We start from the raw sequence: 17,501 nt of genomic DNA, 5'->3' as shown, positions 1-17,501 counted from the left end.
GCTCGGCTACCTTTCTATTTTCAATAGTTGATTTAATAACACATCCCACAGGCAGATCGGGTAAGAGACCTAATCGGTGGGGATCCGATATTAGACTTTCAACAACACGGCATCCCCTTGGCCGCCACCGCTGCAAATCGCCGCGATGCCCAGGCCTCCGCCGCGTTTTTGCAGTTCATGGGCGAGCGTAAGCAATATACGGTTGCCGCTCGCGCCGATCGGATGGCCAAGTGCTACCGCTCCACCGTTCACATTAATTTTTGCTGCATCGACCCCTGCCAATTGTTCACCGAGAAGGGCAACGACTGCAAAAGCTTCGTTCATCTCAAACAAATCAATATCTTCAGGCCGGTACCCGGTCTTTTTGCAAAGTTTATCAATAATAAGCCCCGGGGTTTGCGGAAAACGTTCCGTTTCCACAGCAATGGCCGTATGACCGATGATCGTCGCCAATGGATCCACATTTTCAGCTTGTGCCGTTTCTTTTTCCATGAGCACGAGCGCACTTGCCCCGTCGTTCACACCCGGCGCGTTCCCGGCCGTAATTGTTCCGTCTTTTCCGAACGCCGGCGGCAATTGTCCCAATTTATCCGTCGTAACGTTTTCGCGAATCGCTTCATCTTGGTCCACGACGATATCTTCTCCACGCTTTTGCGGAATCGTTACAGGTGCTATCTCTTCTTTAAATCGTCCGCTCTCCGTCGCTTCCTGCGCCCGCGAGTGGCTGCGGGCCGCCCAATCATCTTGCGCTTCACGGCTAATGTCGAATTCTGTCGCATTACGGTTGCCGTAAACGCCCATATGGACCCCTTCAAACGCACATGTCAATCCATCATGAACCATCGAATCAATGAGTTTGGCATCCCCCATTTTTTGGCCAAATCGAAAATTCGGCACAACGTGTGGCGCCTGGCTCATCGATTCCATACCCCCGGCCGCGATTCTCGCCGCATCACCGCTGCGAATGATTTGGTCGGCAAGGGTGACACTCCGCATGCCTGATGCGCATACTTTATTAATCGCCTCTGTTTTAACATCCCATGGCACATCGGCCGCTCTCGCTGCTTGCCTAGAAGTCAACTGCCCTTGGCCGCCTTGAAGAACGTGCCCCATAATGACCTCGTCCAACTGGCCTGCTTCAATCCCGGCACGACCGATGGCCGATTTTAAAGCGTGTCCGCCCAAATCCATCGCCGACAATGAAGCCAAGGACCCGCCCATTTTGCCAAAAGGGGTTCTTGCTCCCGATACAATCACTGTTTCCGCCATGTTTTATCCTCCCTTTTTCCAAGTTGTCCCCTCAAACCAAGGGAATGTTGCTCCGAGAGGGATTCATTTTGTAGAAAAAAAGAGAGAAGAACCTCTCTCTCTTTTTTATTTCTCCATTTCCATTTCTTGCATGTTACGCCGTTTTTTCTTTTTCCCCGGTTCCTGCAATCGAACGCTCTAAAATTTCCACAACATCAAGCGTTTCGATATCTTCTTCAAGGCCTTTGTCTTTTGTGCCGTCACTAAGCATCGTCAGGCAATACGGACAAGCGCTTCCGATCATCGTTGGATCGACCTCCAATGCTTGCTCCGTACGGGCAACGTTCACTCTTTGTCCAGCCTCTTCTTCCATCCACATCATACCGCCGCCGGCACCGCAGCACATTCCTTTTTCACGGTTTCGTTCCATCTCGACCACTTTTAGGCCGGGGACCGCTCTTAAGATTTCTCGCGGCGGATCGTAGACTTCGTTATAACGGCCAAGGTAACAAGAATCATGGTACGTAATGGTTTCATTAACCGCATGTGACGGCTTCAGCTTTCCTTCTTCCAACAGTTGCACGAGGAACTCCGTATGGTGGTAGATTTCTACGTCTTCCAAACCGAACTCCGGATACTCGTTTTTAAACACGTTGTACGCGTGCGGATCAATCGTAATGATACGTTTCACGCCGTTTTTCTCGAATTCCTCGATATTTTTCGTCGCGAGCTCTTGGAAAAGAAACTCATTGCCGATCCTTCTAGGGGTATCTCCGGAATTCTTTTCCTTGTTTCCAAGAATGGCAAAGGAAACGCCGGCTTCATTTAGCAGCTTGGCAAACGACGCCGCAATCTTCTGGCTCCGCTTGTCATAAGAGCCCATCGACCCGACGAAGAAAAGATAGTCAAATTCTTCATCTTTTTTCTTCAGTTCTTTTACCGTCGGCACTTCAATATCATCACGGCTGTCTCTCCAGTTCTCACGCTCTTTACGGTTGATGCCCCACGGGTTGCCCTGACGTTCAATGTTCGTCATCGCCCGTTGCGCATCTGCATCCATTTTTCCTTCGGTGAGGACGAGATAACGCCGCATATCGAGAATTTTATCGACGTGTTCATTCGCCACCGGGCAAGCGTCTTCACAGTTCCGGCAAGTCGTGCAAGCCCAAAGTTCCTCTTCGGTAATAACATCGCCGATCAAATTCATGCTATGAACTTCTTTCGTTGCCGCGACTTCTTCACTTCCGCCTTCGGTTGCCAGCTGATTTGCCGATGCATCTCCAAAGGCATATGCCGGCATCCAAGGAGATTGGGAAGTGATCGCCGCTCCTTTTTCCGTCAAATGGTCCCGCATTTTAATAAGCAAATCCATCGGCGATAGCATTTTGCCGCTTCCCGTCGCCGGACACATATTCGTGCAACGCCCGCATTCGACGCAAGCGTATAGATCCAACAACTGCTTTTGGTCAAAATCTTCAATTTTGTTCTTTCCAAATTCTTCTTTTGTCTCATCTTCAAAATCAATCGATTCCAATTTTCCCGTCGGGTGCGTCGGCCCCACATATACGTTGGCCGGTCCCGCGATTAAATGGGCGTGTTTGGATTGCGGGATATAGACAAGGAATGTAAGCAAGAACAAAAGGTGCAGCCACCAGAATGCGTAAAATAAAACGCCGGCTGCCGTGGCCCCCATTGGCTCAATCGCGAGCGCGATCACCGAGGATGCAGGTTCAAAAACATTTGGTGCACTACCGGCAAACCACACGTGGCCCGCCCCTTTTGTCGCCAATTTAAACACCATGACGCCACTGAGCAAAATAAGAACGATACCGGCTTTCCAACCACGCTTCAACCGTACGATTTTTTCGATATAACGGCGATAAAAAGCCCAAACTACTCCGAAAAGAATGATTAGAACAACTATTTCCTGCGATAATGTGAAAAAGGGATAAAGTGGCCCAAACGGCAATTGCCCTCCGTTGCTTAAGCCCTTCCATATGACATCGATCGCGCTGAATTGAACAATAATGAAGCCGTAGAAGAAAATAACGTGAATAATCCCGCTTTTCTTATCCTTCAGCAGCTTCTTCTGGCCAAACACATTGACCATAACCGCTTTCCATCGTTCCTTCGCGGAATAGATGAAATTCGGTTTATCGCCAAGGCGTATAAAGTCAACCCGTGTTTTCACAAGTCTATAAAATAAAAACAGGGCGTAGAGCGTCACCGCTATAAAAGCGATTACATGTATCCAAAAAAATAGGTCCTCCACTCTCGACTTCTCCTTTCCATTAAATATATCTTTTAAGTTTAGACAAGTATAACAAAAAAATCACTGAATAGCTATTCATTTTTTATGCACGTTTCTTATATAGTTCATTGGACCGGTGTGAATATTGACACAGGTCGGTTTCAGCTAAAATTCGATCCATTAAAAACTCATGAGATAGAAAATTACGGGCATAGTAAAAAGAGGTTAAAATCGGAGGGTTTAGCTATGTTCACAACAATTGTCATTACAATTATCGCACTCCTGCTGCTTCTTGCCATTTGGTTCATCATTGACTTCCGGCTTGGTCGCAAGCGCCATCAACAGCAAGCTTCAACAGCAAAAATGTTTCCCATGCGCCATAGTGAAACCGAGCTTATTAAAGACGGCCGCAGGTTTTTCCAACGTTTGTTTACAGACATCGAGCAAGCACAGGATCATGTGCATACGTCTGTTTTCATTATCAAAGAACCCGGGATCGGCGCTCAACTGTTGGCTCTCCTGGAAAGAAAAGCGAGGGACGGGGTAAAGGTAAGGCTGCTGGTCGACCGTTTCGGCAGCAGACTGGCGACCGCTACGATCCACCGTTTGAAGCGTTCGGGCATATCTTTCGCCTATGCGCACAAACCGAAATTTCCGTTTATTTTTTACAGCGCAAACCGCCGCTATCACCGTAAAATTACAGTCGTTGACGGCAAAATAGCCTATCTCGGCGGTTTCAATGTCGGGGACGAATATGTTGGAAAAGACAAATTGGGGTATTGGCGCGACTATCATGTGCGAATGGAAAAAGAGATCATCACCGATCTCCAGGAAACCTTTCTGGACGACTGGGCAGAAGCAGGCGGAGCGCCCCCGGCAAACCTAATGCCCGCCAGTACGGAGCAGGGACCGGAACCGATGCAATTACTTGCAAGCGAAGGTCTCGGATATGCCGATGAACTCATCAAATGGTTTGACTCCGCCGAAAATTATGTACTGATCGCGAGTCCCTACTATGTGCCCGGCCGCCAAATTCAGGATGCGATCATCAATATGGCTAAACGTGGGGTGAAAGTGGATATTCTGCTTCCGCAAAAAAAAGACCACCCACTCGTCAAAGATGCCGCCTTTGCTTACTTTGAAGAGTTATTACAAGCAAAATGCAATATCCACGAATACATCACCGGCTTCTTTCACGGCAAAGCCATCGTCATCGATGGCCATTTCGCAAATATCGGCTCGGCGAAGGTTGATAAACGAAGTTTTTTCTTAAACGATGAACTGGATCTTTTTTTTCACCAACAAGGAGAAATGGTAACGACTGCAGAAGCTATCGTCCGTAACGACATGCAAGCTGCCAAACAAATCACCATGCAGGACCTCGAAAATCGTACATGGTTTGAGAAGGCAAAAACGAAATTTGCCACTTGGATATCGGATCTTTTATAGCAAGCCGCCGTTTTTAAAACGGTGGTTTTTCTATTCACGCTGCAAATATTTGATTTTCTTCTATTTTTGGCAATTATCGTTTATTTAGTAATTTACGTATCATTATTTGCTTAATGTTTGGATATGTGATAGTTTGATTCTGCATTTATAATTACTTTTACAAGGAGGATCTTATTATGAATAAATCATCTTTCAGTAAATTCCTTGGCATTATGACTGCTTCTGCCTTGATTGTAAGCGGTTGCAGCAATGGAGACGAAGAAGCCGAAGGCGATGCTAACGGCGGCGAAGATGTGACCGACTTGTTCGTGACCATTGGCGCCGGGGGGACGGAAGGCGTTTATTATCAGATTGCCGGTGCCATGTCCAACATCTATGGAGACGAAGGATTTGATACATCCGTTCAGGCGACGGGAGCTTCTGTTGAAAACATTAACCTGTTGCAGAGTGACCAGGCGGAACTCGCCATTGTCATGGCCGATGCGATGGAACAAGCGTATGAAGGCTTCGGTCCGTTTGAAGATGAAGGGCCGATGGAAAACCTTGTCGGCATCAGTGGTTTGTACCCGAACGTTGTTCAAATCATTACAACAGAGGACTCGGGCATTGAAACGTTTTCCGACCTGGAAGGGATGAATGTTGCCGTCGGCGATGCCAATTCCGGCGTGGAATTAAACGCGCGGATGATGTTTGAAGCCCATGATATGAGTTATGACGACATCAATGAAGACTATTTGCCTTATGGGGAAGCGATCGACCAAATCCGTAACGGCGTGGTCGACGCGGCATTCGTTACCAGTGGCCTTCCCAACCCGGCTGCCATGGATTTGGGAAGTACCCATGATGTGACCGTTGTAGAAGTCGAGGACGACGGAATGGAATATTTGGAAGAAAACTATGAGGCTTTCCTTGAACATGAGGTTCCAGCCGATACGTATGATAATGACGAAGATATTCAAACAGCCGCCATTACGAACCTATTAGTACCGAATCCCGATCTAACAGACGAAGAAGTCTATGAACTCACCCGTGCATTCTATGAAAATCTGGAAGACATTCAAGCTTCCAATGCAGCTGCCGAGGATATAGATATTGAAAATGCCGAAGAAGGATTAAACGTGCCTATGCATCCGGGGGCTGAACAGTACTTCGAGGAAGAAGGCGTGCTCTCCGGAGACGAATAAAAGGAAAGCGAGGGGATGGGGGACGGCATATCCGTTCCCCCATGTTCTTATATGAAAAAAGTGTTGCTCGGGTTGCTCGCGTTCGCTATCTTTATTGTCATTTTCCTGTACTATTTTCCACAGCAAACGTATCTCACCTTCTCTTCCCAACGTTCCGATGAAGTGTTTTTACAGGAACCTGTAGAAACAGGGGATGAAGTGGAGGTTTCCTGGATTCATTCGATAGAACAAACACCCTGGATCGAAACGTTTCAAATCAACGAAGAAGCCCAATTGGTCTTGTCCGAGACACGGTTTAAATCTTATGGCGCGGGAACACCAGAAGATACAGATGGCACACTAACGGTAGAAGATGGATTCATGATCATTTCGGATTTACACGAGCCATTTGAAGCCTACAATTGGTTCCACTCTTATGATGTGGATTATACGGTCACAATTAATGATCGGACGACCATTGAAAGCACCGCGCTTCCCGATCAGACACCGATAGAAATGAAAGTACAAAGGGAAAGAGAGGTGCCGTTCGTTTCCAGCATCTTCTGAAGGAAAGGGTGAACTTTATGAATCAAGACAACACGCAAACCGATGATCAGCTCGACGACAACCAGGAAGAATTACTTGAAAAATATGATACAGAATCCCGTATTCGCAGCTTTAATAATCGTTTTCTTTTAATGCTTGTCACGGTTATTGCCGTGTCCATGTCACTGTATCATCTCATTACGGCTTTTACGGGGCCGCCGGTCCCCATACTCGTCCATCGAGCCTTACACGTTTCTTTTGTGCTCATTCTTGTTTTTATCCTTTTTCCGCCAACGAAAAAAGCAAAAAGGGACCGTTTGCCGTTCTATGACATCGTGCTTGCGCTTTTATCGATCCCTTCTACCATTTATTTATTCGTTAACTATGAGGACATTGTCACTCGCGGCGGGTTGCCCATTACCGAAGATATCATCATGGGCTCATTACTGGTCGTCCTTGTTTTTGAAGCAGGTCGCCGTGTAACCGGGGCTGCTCTTCCGATTCTCGCTTTCCTTTTTATTTTATACGCATTGTTTGGCCAAGATTTGCCGGGGATCTTCACACACCGGGGCTACGATTGGTCACAATTGGCCGAACAATTTTACATGACGACGGAAGGCATTTTCGGTACGCCGGTTGGTGTATCTTCCACTTACATCATTCTCTTTATCATCTTTGGCTCCTTTTTATTAAAATCGGGAATGGGACAACTATTCAACGATCTTGCTTTAGCCATTACCGGCAAACAAAAGGGGGGCCTGCGAAAGTATCGGTGATCGCCTCCGGTTTTCTCGGCAGCATTCAAGGTTCGGCCATCGCGAATGTTGTCACCACCGGGAACTTTACCATTCCCTTAATGAAGAAAATCGGTTACCATCGCAACTTCGCCGGAGCTGTGGAATCTTCCGCTTCGGTCGGCGGACAAATTCTGCCCCCGGTTATGGGAGCTGCCGCTTTTATTATGGCGGAGACACTGGGCGTGCCTTACACGGATATCGCTTTAATTGCCATTCTACCGGCATTACTCTTTTATTTCGGGATTCTTACACAAGTGCATATGCGTGCGGTCAAAGATAATTTATCCGGCGTTCCCCGCGATGAACTGCCAAGCATCATCGATGTTCTGAAAGAAAGAGGGCATCTGTTGCTGCCGATTTTCTTTCTCATTTACATGTTGTTCATTGCCGGAGTGACGGTTATTTATGCCGCGGCTTGGACGATTATCGTCACCGTCATCGTCAGCTCGCTCCGCAAAACCACACGTATGAACATTCGAGAAATGATTGACGCGCTGGAAACGGGAGCACGCACAACGGTCACCGTTGCCATTGCCTGTGCGACCGTTGGGTTTATCGTCGGCATTTCCAGTTTAACCGGATTCGGCATTAATCTGGCTAACGCGATTGTGACCATCGGTGGCGAAAGCCTCTTCCTTACATTGCTCTTCACAATGGTGGCTTGTATCGTTCTCGGAATGGGAATGCCAAGTATCCCCGCCTACATCATTACGGCGACGATGGCTGCTCCGGCTCTTGTTGAACTCGGGGTGCAGCCGGTTGTGGCGCACTTGTTCGTCTTCTACTTTGGCATTTTCGCCAACATTACACCGCCTGTAGCCCTCGCGGCTTTTGCTGCGGCAGGTTTATCTGGCGGCGGTCCGATGCGAACAGGTTTCCATGCCCTGAAATTAGCGCTGGCAGGGTTTGTCATTCCGTTCATGTTTGTTTACAACGATGCACTATTATTGATTGACACCACTGTGATGGAGGGCATCATTGTCATTATAACCGCGACCATCGGGGTAATCATGCTCGGGATCGCTGCGGAGAGATATTTTCTCTACAAACTCAATCTTCTCTTCAGCGGACTAATGGCAGTCGGTGGAGTTATGTTCCTCTATCCGGGCACCATGTCAGACGTTATTGGTTTGGCCATTCTCCTGTTAATCTTGGCCATCCAGTTCATTTCAAAAAAACGACAGGGAACACCTGACGTTTCCACCGCTTCTTAATATCAGAAACGAAATACAAGGCTTGCAAACAACGGTCTGTTGTGCGCAAGCCTTCTTTCGTTTAGAGGTGTATTTCTTCCGCTGACTCCGGCTCATCATCATTTCGGTATCGAATGACAGACGGCCGGCAAACGAGTACAATAAAGCGCTCATCCTCGGGGCCGCTGTATTTTTCCGCCACTTTTTCAGACCAAGCTTTCTTGCGATCATCCGGATTTGTCGCGGTTTCTGCTTCTGCTTCCACTTCTATAAATGCTTCTCCCCGTTCACGTTCTTCGTAACCTAAAAGAATATGCACATAGGGGTTGTCTTCGATATCCTCCACTTTGTGTGTGTCTTCAACCGTGGGGGTAAAAAGCGTGAACCCTTCGTGGTGAAACGTCATATAACGAGCATAAGGGCGGTTATCTTTTATGGTGGATAATACACCAATGCGATTTAACTTCAATACTTCGGCGATGCGTTCCTTCAAGCTTTCACTTGACATGGGGGAACCTCCTTAAACGTTTGGGTATGATTACCATACCCGAAAGCTCCCGCTTTTACTCACCTGTTTGTTTTGAGCCAAGTTTTACAATCATACGCATATAAAAAGAAACCTTCCTCAGAGGGGAGTTGAACATTTTGAAAAAAATAAAAACCCAGGCCCTCCAGCCCGGGGACACTTTGGGATTGGCAATGCCCTCAAGCCCCGTCACTATGGAAACCTTGGATCGAGCGACTAAAGCCGTCGAGAAGCTTGGGTTTTCTGTCCAATTCGCCCGTCATTTTGAACATGACGATTCCAACTTTCTGGCCGGCAGTATCAGCAGCCGCGTCGGGGAATTGCACACTCTCTTTGTAGACCCGGAAGTCGACGGCATCCTTTGCTTGCGCGGAGGGTATGGCAGCGCGGCGCTTCTTCCTTATTTGGATTATTCCTTAATTAGCAAACACGCAAAATTACTGATTGGATTCAGCGATATCACTGCATTGCACCTTGCCTTCCAGCAAAAAGGCAAAATGATGACGTTTCATGGACCAATGGCTGCCAAATTGATTGATGCCCCAGCTTTTACGGTGGACCATTTCATGCAGAGCGTAACAGGCAACCGCTGGGCACAACGTTTACAAAACCCTGCCCATGAACCGATTAAAACACTTGTTCATGGTGTAGCGGGCGGTATTTTAACTGGGGGAAATTTAGCTGTGATTACCGGTTTAATGGGGACGCCGTTCGAAATCGATACGCGCGGGAAAATTCTTTTCCTCGAAGACGTCGGTGAGGAACCTTATAAGGTGGACCGAGCACTCACGCAATTGGCATTGGCGGGAAAATTGCATGATGCAGCAGGTTTTATGCTTGGAACGTGTAGAAATTGCGCATCAAAAGCTTTCCCAAAAGGGGATCACGTCCTTGCCGTCTGTGAGCGAATCCTTGCTCCCTACGGAAAGCCAACCGTCTATAATGTGCAAGCCGGGCACGGGGATTATCAACTGACGCTCCCCCTCGGTGCCTATGTACATGTGGACGCGACACATCAACAAATCGATATGCTTGAAAGCGCGGTGATTTAATGGTGATGCAAACAGCCAAAAAATTGCTGCCCTGGCTTTGCGAGGTTCGACGAGACTTCCACATGTATCCCGAGCTGGGCATGGAAGAATATCGCACGATGGATAAAGTCTGCCATCACCTGGACGCCCTGAACATTCCTTATGAAAAAAACATTGCCAACACCGGTGTTGTTGCGATAATCGAAGGGAACAACCCCGAAGGAAAAACCATCGCGCTCAGGGCAGATATGGACGCGCTTCCCATTCGCGAGGAAAACGATGTGCCCTATTATTCCAGGCATAAAGGGAAGATGCATGCCTGTGGCCACGATGCCCATATGACGATTTTACTCGGGGCTGCCTGTATACTGTCGTCCAATCGTGACGAACTCCCCGGAAACGTGAAATTGCTTTTCCAGCCCGCCGAAGAAACCGTAGGAGGCGCCGCACCGATGATCGAGGAAGGTGCGCTTAAAGATCCGACGGTGGATGCGGTGCTCGGTTTACATGTAGCGCCCGAGTTACCGGTTGGCACGATCGGCGTTAAATACGGACAAATGAATGCCTCGTCCGATGCACTCTCGCTTACCGTACACGGGAAAGGGGCGCATGCTGCTTACCCTGCCGGCGGAAAGGATGCCATCGTCATGTCCGCTCAACTTCTTTCCGCATTGCAAACCGTCGTGAGCCGCAATGTCGATGCCCGGGAGAGCGCTGTGGTTACATTTGGAACAATCTCCGGGGGGACACAGCCTAATATTGTGGCAGATCGCGTGCACCTTCAAGGCACCATGCGGACACTTAATCCGAAAGTTCGTGCTGACGTACTTGAGCGTCTCCAAGCAACCGTGGAAAACGTGGCGAAAGGATTGGGCGGCAGCGCTGAACTTGCCATCGATCCCGGCTACACAGCACTCATTAATAACGACAAGATGGTCGATCTAGTCAAGAAGGCAGGGAAGGATCTTCTTGGTGAAAAAAACATGACGATCACCCCTAAACCAAGCCTCGGCGTCGAAGACTTTTCTTTCTTTGCCGCTGAAGTCCCCGGCGCTTTTTACCGTTTAGGTGTCCGAAATGAGAGTAAGGGAATCGTTCACGGCGGGCACACCCCGCGCTTTGATATCGATGAACGCGCACTAGCGATAGGCGCGGCGATGCAAGTTTGCAATGTGCAGGGGTTTTTTCAGCAAAAGGGATCTTTCTGATTTTCCGATTGAATGGGCTTGTATTTTACATTACTCTTCTATCTCCAAGAGATAGCGGCTGTTTTTGTGTTGGACTTGAATGGGGGCGCGACAGAATTCGGAAAGCTTTTCTGATGTCAAAAGTTTGGCGGTCTTTCCTGCATCGAACACTTCCCCATCGCGGATTAAAAGCGTTTGCTCAAACACCGGCAGAATTTCATCCACTTGATGCGTAACGTATATAATTGTCGTTTCCCGGCGTTCCGCGAGTTGCTCGACGGTGTGCAACAACTGGGCTTTGGCGAAGAAGTCAAGTCCGTTACACGGCTCATCGAGAAGAAGGATTTCAGGATCGGCCATGAGGGCTCGTCCGATAAGCATCCGTTGTTTTTCCCCTTGGGACATGTGGACATAGGGTTGTTTTTCCAAATAACCTACCCCTAAGTCACGCATGATTTCCTTCGCCCTAGCCATCTCCTCATCCGTCGGATAATTATGTAAACCAATGGATGCGAATTTTCCGCTCAGCACCACTTCCAATCCGATATTTTGCAATTGGTCATGCATTTTCTCGGTAAAAGAAAAACTGACCCACCCGATTTTTTTGCGCAGTTCCTGCCATGGGTAGCGGCCGAATTCTTCACCAAGCACACGAACGGTTCCTTTTGTCGGAAATTCGTATCCGCAAATCACGTTCAAAAGCGCTGTTTTTCCTGCCCCGTTCATCCCAAGCATCGCCCAATGCTCCCCTGCCCGAACTTGCCAATTTACGTCTTTAAGGATGTACTTATCTCTTTTCAGCGTTAAATTTTCAATATCTATGAGCATTGTTTTCATCCTCCGTTTCCCATTCTATGAAGAATGATAAACGAATCCAACCATTTGTCAATCACCGGCTTTCCTCGCGAATTGGGCTAAAACCGCGTTCAGTTCATTGGAGCGCTTCGTCGGAACTTGGTGGCCGACGCCATCGATATACACAGATTGAACGGGCACCTGGTTTGCACGGCAATAAAAATCTGACTGGTATGCTTTGGCATAAGGATCCCGTTTCCCATAGATGAGCATCAAAGGGGCAGATAGATTATCCAATGATTCGCGGTAATCAGCTTCTTGTCCCAATTCAAACCAACGTTTTAATGCGTTTGCCTGTACGCTTTTAACGGAAGCAGCGATCATTCGGCGGGTTGTCTTGTCTTTCGTATGGACACGAGAGAGGGCAAGGGCAATCAACGGCTTCCAATGAAGTGCAGATGCCCATGTGCCTGTCCGTAAACCTTGCTTCAATAGCCAAGTGTCTGCGAACGGAAACCCACCGATTAAGACCACGCCGGCCGTTCGTTCCGGATAACGATTCGCAAAGGCAAGTGCCCCCAGGCTTCCTTGCGAGTAGCCACAAACGATCATTCGATCATCTTTTTCATGCTTAGCAAGTGCGTAGGTATCCGCTGCCCATTGTTCCATCGTAATCGGTTGGTCCCCGAGTTCACTCATCCCATGTCCACGCGCGTTCAAGGCAACAACCTTCCTTTTTTCTGCCAGTGACCCTTGTTCCCGGAAAATCGCCGCCCCGACACCCGGCGGATGAAAAAAATAAAACGGTTGGCCATTGCCTTTTTTATCATAATGCAAACGGGTTCCATCGAAACTTCTAAACAAAAACAAGACGCCCACCCCCTAGTCATAAGATTTCCGGGATGGGTCAGCTTATGCGCTACCCTTAGATCAGCGGATAATAAGGTTCATACCGGGGGTTCGTGTAAAAAGGTGGTCGCTCTCCTATTTTTGGCATTGGCCACGTTTCCGACAGATACTCCATCGTGACCGTTTCGTCAGATTCATCTACAAGCAACAACTGTACCTCAGGGTTAAATTCATATCGCAACGGATCGTCCTCCTTCATGTTTTCTACCGTTATATCTATGCAACTCATTTTGTAGCGAGCATGTCATGAACAAAGTAAAGTGTCTCAAGACATGCACAGGGGCATTCGCCCAGCCATAAATTGTTTAGCATATGGGGGTTCATGCCCGGGAACGCAACCATTGAATAGGAGGTCATTATGACGTACAACGACAATGATTATCCATCGGAAGAAATGAAAGAACTGCAAAGATGGTTCGAAAAAAACAAACAGACCAAACCTTATCCTTTATATCCTAATTACGGAAAAATAACACAGTATGAAGACGTTCCAATCGCTCAGCCCGAGCAGCGTCAGCTACGGCAACCTGGGCTTGAAGAATTTATGGTCCCTAAACCGATCATTGAAAATCCAAATTATAAAGGGAGCGAAAAGCTAAGGGGAAAGGTCGCGTTGATTACAGGGGGGATAGCGGTATTGGTGCAGCTGCAGCCATCGCCTTTGCCAAGGAAGGTGCTGATGTGGCTATTGCTTATCTGGATGAGCATGAAGATGCAGAACGGACCAAACAAAGAATTGAACACTTTGGCCAAAAATGTCTATTAATCCCCGGAGATTTAAGCACCAAAAAGCAAAGTGTCGCGATCATCAAAGATACGATTGGCGCATTTGGCCAGCTTGATATTTTAGTCAATAACGTTGGTATTCAATTTCAGCAAAACGACATCGAGGACATTAGCGATGAACAGTTTGATGATACGTTTAAAGTCAATGTCTATTCCCATTTTTACACAACGAGAGCCGCTCTTCCTTATTTAAAGCCCGGAAGCTCCATTATCGGGACGACTTCGGTGACCACTTATGCCGGCGAACCATTATTGGTCGACTACGCCGCCACAAAAGGAGCGATGGTCGGCTGGACGCGGTCACTCGCCCAAAATATTGCCGACCGGGGCATTCGTGTCAATGCCGTTGCGCCGGGGCGAATCTGGACTCCGTTGATTCCGGCAAGCTTTTCCTCTGATGAAAACGCGTTACACGGGAGAAATCTCTTTGACCGTATCGGGCAGCCCTTCGAGTTGGCGCCGACTTATGTTTACCTAGCCTCCGATGATGCTCGCTTAGTCACCGGGCAAGTCCTTCACGTGAACGGCGGAGAGGCCATGGACTCTTGAGCGGCAAGGCCAAAGAGTGCTGGTCTAAACGGTGACTAACAACCGGGATTAATTAGGTCACTTTGATCAACTTGGAGTTGATGCCGGGGTTAAGGATACCTTTTGTGCCTTTTGCTGACTTAACCGAAGGTTTTCACTAGCGTTAGGGCTCCATCTGCGCTCTTTGACGACCTAACCGGAGGTTGACAGCCTCGTTAGGTCGTCATCTGCGCCTTTTGAGGCCCTAACTCGAAGATGACACTCTCGTTAGGTCGTCATCAAACCTTTTTGAAGCCCTAACTCGAAGATGGCACCATCGTTAGGTCGTCATCTGCGCCTTTTGAAGCCCTAACTCGAAGATGGCACCATCGTTAGGTCGTCATCACCCCTGCCGCACACAAAAAACCCGGATACACGATGTATTCGGGCATTAAGATCACTCACATTTCGTCCGGCGCATGAACACCGACGAGCGTAAGCCCGTTGGCAAGCACCGTTTGTGTAACGTACGCCAAGGCCAGCCGCACTTGTGTCAAGGCAGGGGCGCTAGGGTCAACGATTTTTTCTGCATTGTAGTAGCTATGGAACACCGAGGCCAGGTCGTGTAAATAATTCGGAATGCGGTGCTGTGCGTATTGTTCAGCAGCCCCTGCCACAAGGGCCGGGAACTCGCCGATTTTTTTCAATAGCTCATATGCTTTCTCGGAATCAATCAATGTTAAATCGAGGACTGCTTCCGGATCATAAGCGACCCCTTTCTCTTCTGCCTGGTTTAATAAACTGCTCACCCGGGCGTGGGCATATTGCACGTAGTAGACGGGGTTCTCATTGGATTCCTCGACGGCCAAGTCCATATCAAAATCCAAGTGTGTGTCCACACTGCGCATGGCAAAAAAGTAACGGGTCGCGTCCAATCCCACTTCTTCGGCCAGCTCTCGCATCGTTACAGCGTTCCCCGTTCGCTTGCTCATTTTAACGCGTTCGCCGCCCTTTACGAGATTGACGTTTTGCCCGACTTGAAAATCCAACTTCTCTTTCGGATATCCAAGCGCTTGGATCGCCGCATGCATGCGAGCGATATAGCCATGATGGTCAGCGCCGAACAAGTCAACAAGCTTATCAAAACCGCGGTCCAGCTTGTCTTTATGATAGGCGATGTCCGGGAGCAAATACGTGTAGGATCCGTCATTTTTTACGAGGACGCGATCTTTATCATCGCCATAACGCGTCGATTCAAACCACGTCGCGCCATCTTCATCATAGACTTCCCCGTTTGTCCGCAACGTCTCGAGCGTCTCCTCCACTTTTCCCGCCGTATACAACGAAGTTTCGGAAAACCACGTATCAAAAGAAACACGAAAATCTTTTAGGTCGCCCTTCAATTTTTCAAGCAGATAATCAAGGCCCAGTTCCCGAAATCGTTCCCGTCTCTCTTGCTCCGGTAAAGCAGCCAATGCTTCGCCGTGTTCTTGCACCACCTGCTCTGCAATGCCAACGATATCAGGCCCCTGATAAGCATCTTCGGGCATGTCAGCTTCCCTGCCGAGCGCTTGCAAATACCGGATATCCAAAGACAGCGCCAATTTGTCGATTTGGTTGCCGGCGTCGTTTATATAGTACTCGCGGCCAACATTGTACCCTGCCATATCAAGAATATTGCAAAGGGAATCACCGACGGCGGCGCCGCGTGCATGGCCGAGATGCAACGCTCCCGTCGGGTTTGCCGAAACAAACTCGACCAACACAGAGGTTCCTTCCCCTGCATTGGACCTTCCGTAAGCCGCACCCTCGCGAAGAACCGTCGGGAGGACCTGACGGAGGAATCTCTGATCAAGGAAAACATTAATAAACCCCGGACCGGCCACCTCAAGGGTGCGCACGGAGGCTTTCTCCTTATCGAAATGTTCCACAATTCCTTCCGCTATTTCCCGCGGGTTCCTTTTCGCCACGCGCGCGAGTTGCATTGCGACGTTCGACGCGTAATCGCCATGGTTTTTGTCTTTGGGCGTTTCCAATATAATTTCCGGAATCTCTTCTTCTTTTGCAAAGCCTTTCGATATGACAGCTTCCCTTAATGTTTCTCTAATCTTTTGTTTCATTTCATCCAAGATGTTCATTTGCTTACGACTCCTTAACGTCAATCGCCACCTGATAACTTCCGGCGAGTTGTCCTTGTAATTCCAAATCATAATCCAATGTAACATTTAACAGCGATTCATTTGGATACTCCACGTCGACTTGCTTTGTTTTTGCCAATGTTTCAAACGTGCCGTAAGGGGTTCCGTAAGAGCCTGATTTCTCTTCCCCTTCCACATAGGCCTGCCGCATGGAAACTGCGCCCGAACGAATAATGGTAAGTTCGGATCGCCGCTGAATTTTTATAACGGTTTTCACTTCCCCGATATCTTGCAATTGTTCCGTAAACGTCACATAAGTGCTCCGTTCCTTTTCCACGAGCTCGCCTTTTCCGTTCACGTGGATATCTTTTCGTTCTCCGCCCTGTTGAACTTCGGTTTTCATCGACACTTGAACCGGGATGCCTTCCGCCGTCATTAAAGTTTCCCCTTTCCTTATTATAAAGTTTATCCTCTCTGTTTATCGGTTGCAACAGCCGAACACTCGCTATTGATATGTTCGTCGCCGGCCATCCTGATATCCTGCTATTGAAAAGAAAAATTAATAAAAAACAAATCGACAAATCATGCCAATTTCGGTAGAATGACAGTTGGAATATTGACCAGGGTAATGCATTTAAAAAAACGTATGATGTTGACGATTAATAAGGAAACGACGGGAAGCTTCTTCTCGTTGTTTTTTTCTGGCAGGACCCAAGGAGGCTCTTTCGTTTTGTTTAAACATATCGGCGTCGCCGTTATCATCCTCTCTGTCCTCATCGCTTTTTTACATATGATCAGTGGCATCATCCTGTTCGGAGCGGCGCTCTGTTTACTCGGCACCCATTATTTTAAACAAGCAAAACGGGATTGGTTTGTAGCCATCGTTTATGTATTGCTTGGAATGACGTTGATTGTTTTATCTTTCCTTTATCTATAAAAGAAAAAAATAAATTTTTTCCTCGAAATTTGCCGTGA

Annotated in this window: 16 protein-coding genes and 1 pseudogene; 9 read left to right on the top strand and 8 right to left on the bottom strand. The window is 48.1% G+C overall.

Translation table 11 applies throughout. The annotated features are described in order from the left end of the window. Positions 1 to 90 precede the first annotated feature (90 nt). On the bottom strand, positions 91 to 1,269 hold the full coding sequence (locus tag EPH95_RS11615; protein ID WP_142090163.1) for an acetyl-CoA C-acetyltransferase: 1,179 nt from the start codon (positions 1,267 to 1,269) through the stop codon (positions 91 to 93). Positions 1,270 to 1,402: 133 nt separating this feature from the next. Further along, the gene (locus tag EPH95_RS11610) at positions 1,403 to 3,520 is read right to left on the bottom strand and encodes a (Fe-S)-binding protein (RefSeq protein WP_142090160.1); all 2,118 of its coding nucleotides are present in this window, start codon (positions 3,518 to 3,520) and stop codon (positions 1,403 to 1,405) included. Between the two features lie 225 nt (positions 3,521 to 3,745). On the opposite strand from EPH95_RS11610, the gene cls reads away from it, so the two are divergent. From cls to EPH95_RS11590, 5 genes are all read left to right on the top strand, one after another. Beyond that, the gene (cls, locus tag EPH95_RS11605) at positions 3,746 to 4,948 is read left to right on the top strand and encodes a cardiolipin synthase (protein ID WP_160141738.1); all 1,203 of its coding nucleotides are present in this window, start codon (positions 3,746 to 3,748) and stop codon (positions 4,946 to 4,948) included. A gap of 176 nt (positions 4,949 to 5,124) precedes the next feature. After that, a complete protein-coding gene (locus tag EPH95_RS11600; RefSeq protein WP_142090156.1) occupies positions 5,125 to 6,132 on the top strand; it encodes a TAXI family TRAP transporter solute-binding subunit in 1,008 nt (335 codons plus the stop codon). A 15-nt stretch (positions 6,133 to 6,147) separates the two neighbouring features. Next, entirely contained in the window at positions 6,148 to 6,678 is a 531-nt protein-coding gene (locus tag EPH95_RS11595; RefSeq protein ID WP_142090154.1) for a DUF1850 domain-containing protein, read from the top strand. Between the two features lie 17 nt (positions 6,679 to 6,695). Then, on the top strand, positions 6,696 to 7,433 hold the full coding sequence (locus EPH95_RS19520) for a TRAP transporter permease (RefSeq protein ID WP_264371946.1): 738 nt from the start codon (positions 6,696 to 6,698) through the stop codon (positions 7,431 to 7,433). After that, positions 7,346 to 8,668: a TRAP transporter permease gene (locus EPH95_RS11590; protein WP_264372020.1), complete on the top strand. Its 1,323-nt coding sequence runs from the start codon at positions 7,346 to 7,348 to the stop codon at positions 8,666 to 8,668. Before EPH95_RS19520 ends, EPH95_RS11590 begins: the two co-directional genes overlap by 88 nt. 61 nt (positions 8,669 to 8,729) lie before the next feature. On the opposite strand, the gene EPH95_RS11585 is transcribed toward EPH95_RS11590, so the two are convergent. After that, on the bottom strand, positions 8,730 to 9,155 hold the full coding sequence (locus EPH95_RS11585; RefSeq protein ID WP_142090152.1) for a pyridoxamine 5'-phosphate oxidase family protein: 426 nt from the start codon (positions 9,153 to 9,155) through the stop codon (positions 8,730 to 8,732). A gap of 137 nt (positions 9,156 to 9,292) precedes the next feature. On the opposite strand from EPH95_RS11585, the gene EPH95_RS11580 reads away from it, so the two are divergent. Together EPH95_RS11580 and EPH95_RS11575 are read left to right on the top strand one after the other, a co-directional pair. After that, the gene (locus EPH95_RS11580; RefSeq protein ID WP_142090150.1) at positions 9,293 to 10,225 is read left to right on the top strand and encodes a S66 peptidase family protein; all 933 of its coding nucleotides are present in this window, start codon (positions 9,293 to 9,295) and stop codon (positions 10,223 to 10,225) included. Next, complete coding sequence (locus EPH95_RS11575; protein ID WP_227003887.1) at positions 10,225 to 11,412, top strand: M20 metallopeptidase family protein; 1,188 nt, start codon at positions 10,225 to 10,227, stop codon at positions 11,410 to 11,412. The genes EPH95_RS11580 and EPH95_RS11575 overlap by 1 nt, the downstream gene beginning before the upstream one ends. Positions 11,413 to 11,442: 30 nt before the next feature. On the opposite strand, the gene EPH95_RS11570 is transcribed toward EPH95_RS11575, so the two are convergent. From EPH95_RS11570 to EPH95_RS19075, 3 genes are read right to left on the bottom strand one after another with little or no spacing between them, the layout of a single operon-like run. Next, positions 11,443 to 12,228, bottom strand: a complete 786-nt coding sequence (locus tag EPH95_RS11570; protein ID WP_142090146.1) for an ABC transporter ATP-binding protein — start codon at positions 12,226 to 12,228, stop codon at positions 11,443 to 11,445. Between the two features lie 48 nt (positions 12,229 to 12,276). Then, a complete protein-coding gene (locus tag EPH95_RS11565) occupies positions 12,277 to 13,056 on the bottom strand; it encodes an alpha/beta fold hydrolase (RefSeq protein ID WP_160141736.1) in 780 nt (259 codons plus the stop codon). A gap of 55 nt (positions 13,057 to 13,111) precedes the next feature. Then, positions 13,112 to 13,276: a hypothetical protein gene (locus EPH95_RS19075; protein ID WP_193556974.1), complete on the bottom strand. Its 165-nt coding sequence runs from the start codon at positions 13,274 to 13,276 to the stop codon at positions 13,112 to 13,114. A gap of 213 nt (positions 13,277 to 13,489) precedes the next feature. Between EPH95_RS19075 and EPH95_RS11560 the strand changes: the two are divergent. Then, positions 13,490 to 14,430: pseudogene (locus EPH95_RS11560) on the top strand (SDR family oxidoreductase). Positions 14,431 to 14,849: 419 nt separating this feature from the next. Here the strand turns inward: EPH95_RS11560 and argS are convergent. Beyond that, positions 14,850 to 16,526, bottom strand: coding sequence for an arginine--tRNA ligase (gene argS / locus EPH95_RS11555; RefSeq protein WP_142090141.1), 1,677 nt, complete (start codon positions 16,524 to 16,526; stop codon positions 14,850 to 14,852). Positions 16,527 to 16,530: 4 nt separating this feature from the next. Beyond that, complete coding sequence (locus EPH95_RS11550; RefSeq protein WP_142090138.1) at positions 16,531 to 16,962, bottom strand: YwiB family protein; 432 nt, start codon at positions 16,960 to 16,962, stop codon at positions 16,531 to 16,533. Positions 16,963 to 17,256: 294 nt separating this feature from the next. On the opposite strand from EPH95_RS11550, the gene EPH95_RS11545 reads away from it, so the two are divergent. Continuing rightward, complete coding sequence (locus tag EPH95_RS11545; RefSeq protein WP_142090136.1) at positions 17,257 to 17,463, top strand: hypothetical protein; 207 nt, start codon at positions 17,257 to 17,259, stop codon at positions 17,461 to 17,463. Positions 17,464 to 17,501 lie beyond the last annotated feature (38 nt).

The organism is Salicibibacter halophilus, assembly GCF_006740705.1.
In the GTDB taxonomy this organism is placed as follows: Bacteria; Bacillota; Bacilli; order Bacillales; family Marinococcaceae; genus Salicibibacter; species Salicibibacter halophilus.
Note: the sequence above shows the minus strand (reverse complement) of the source record. Positions and strands in the feature narration are given on the sequence as shown.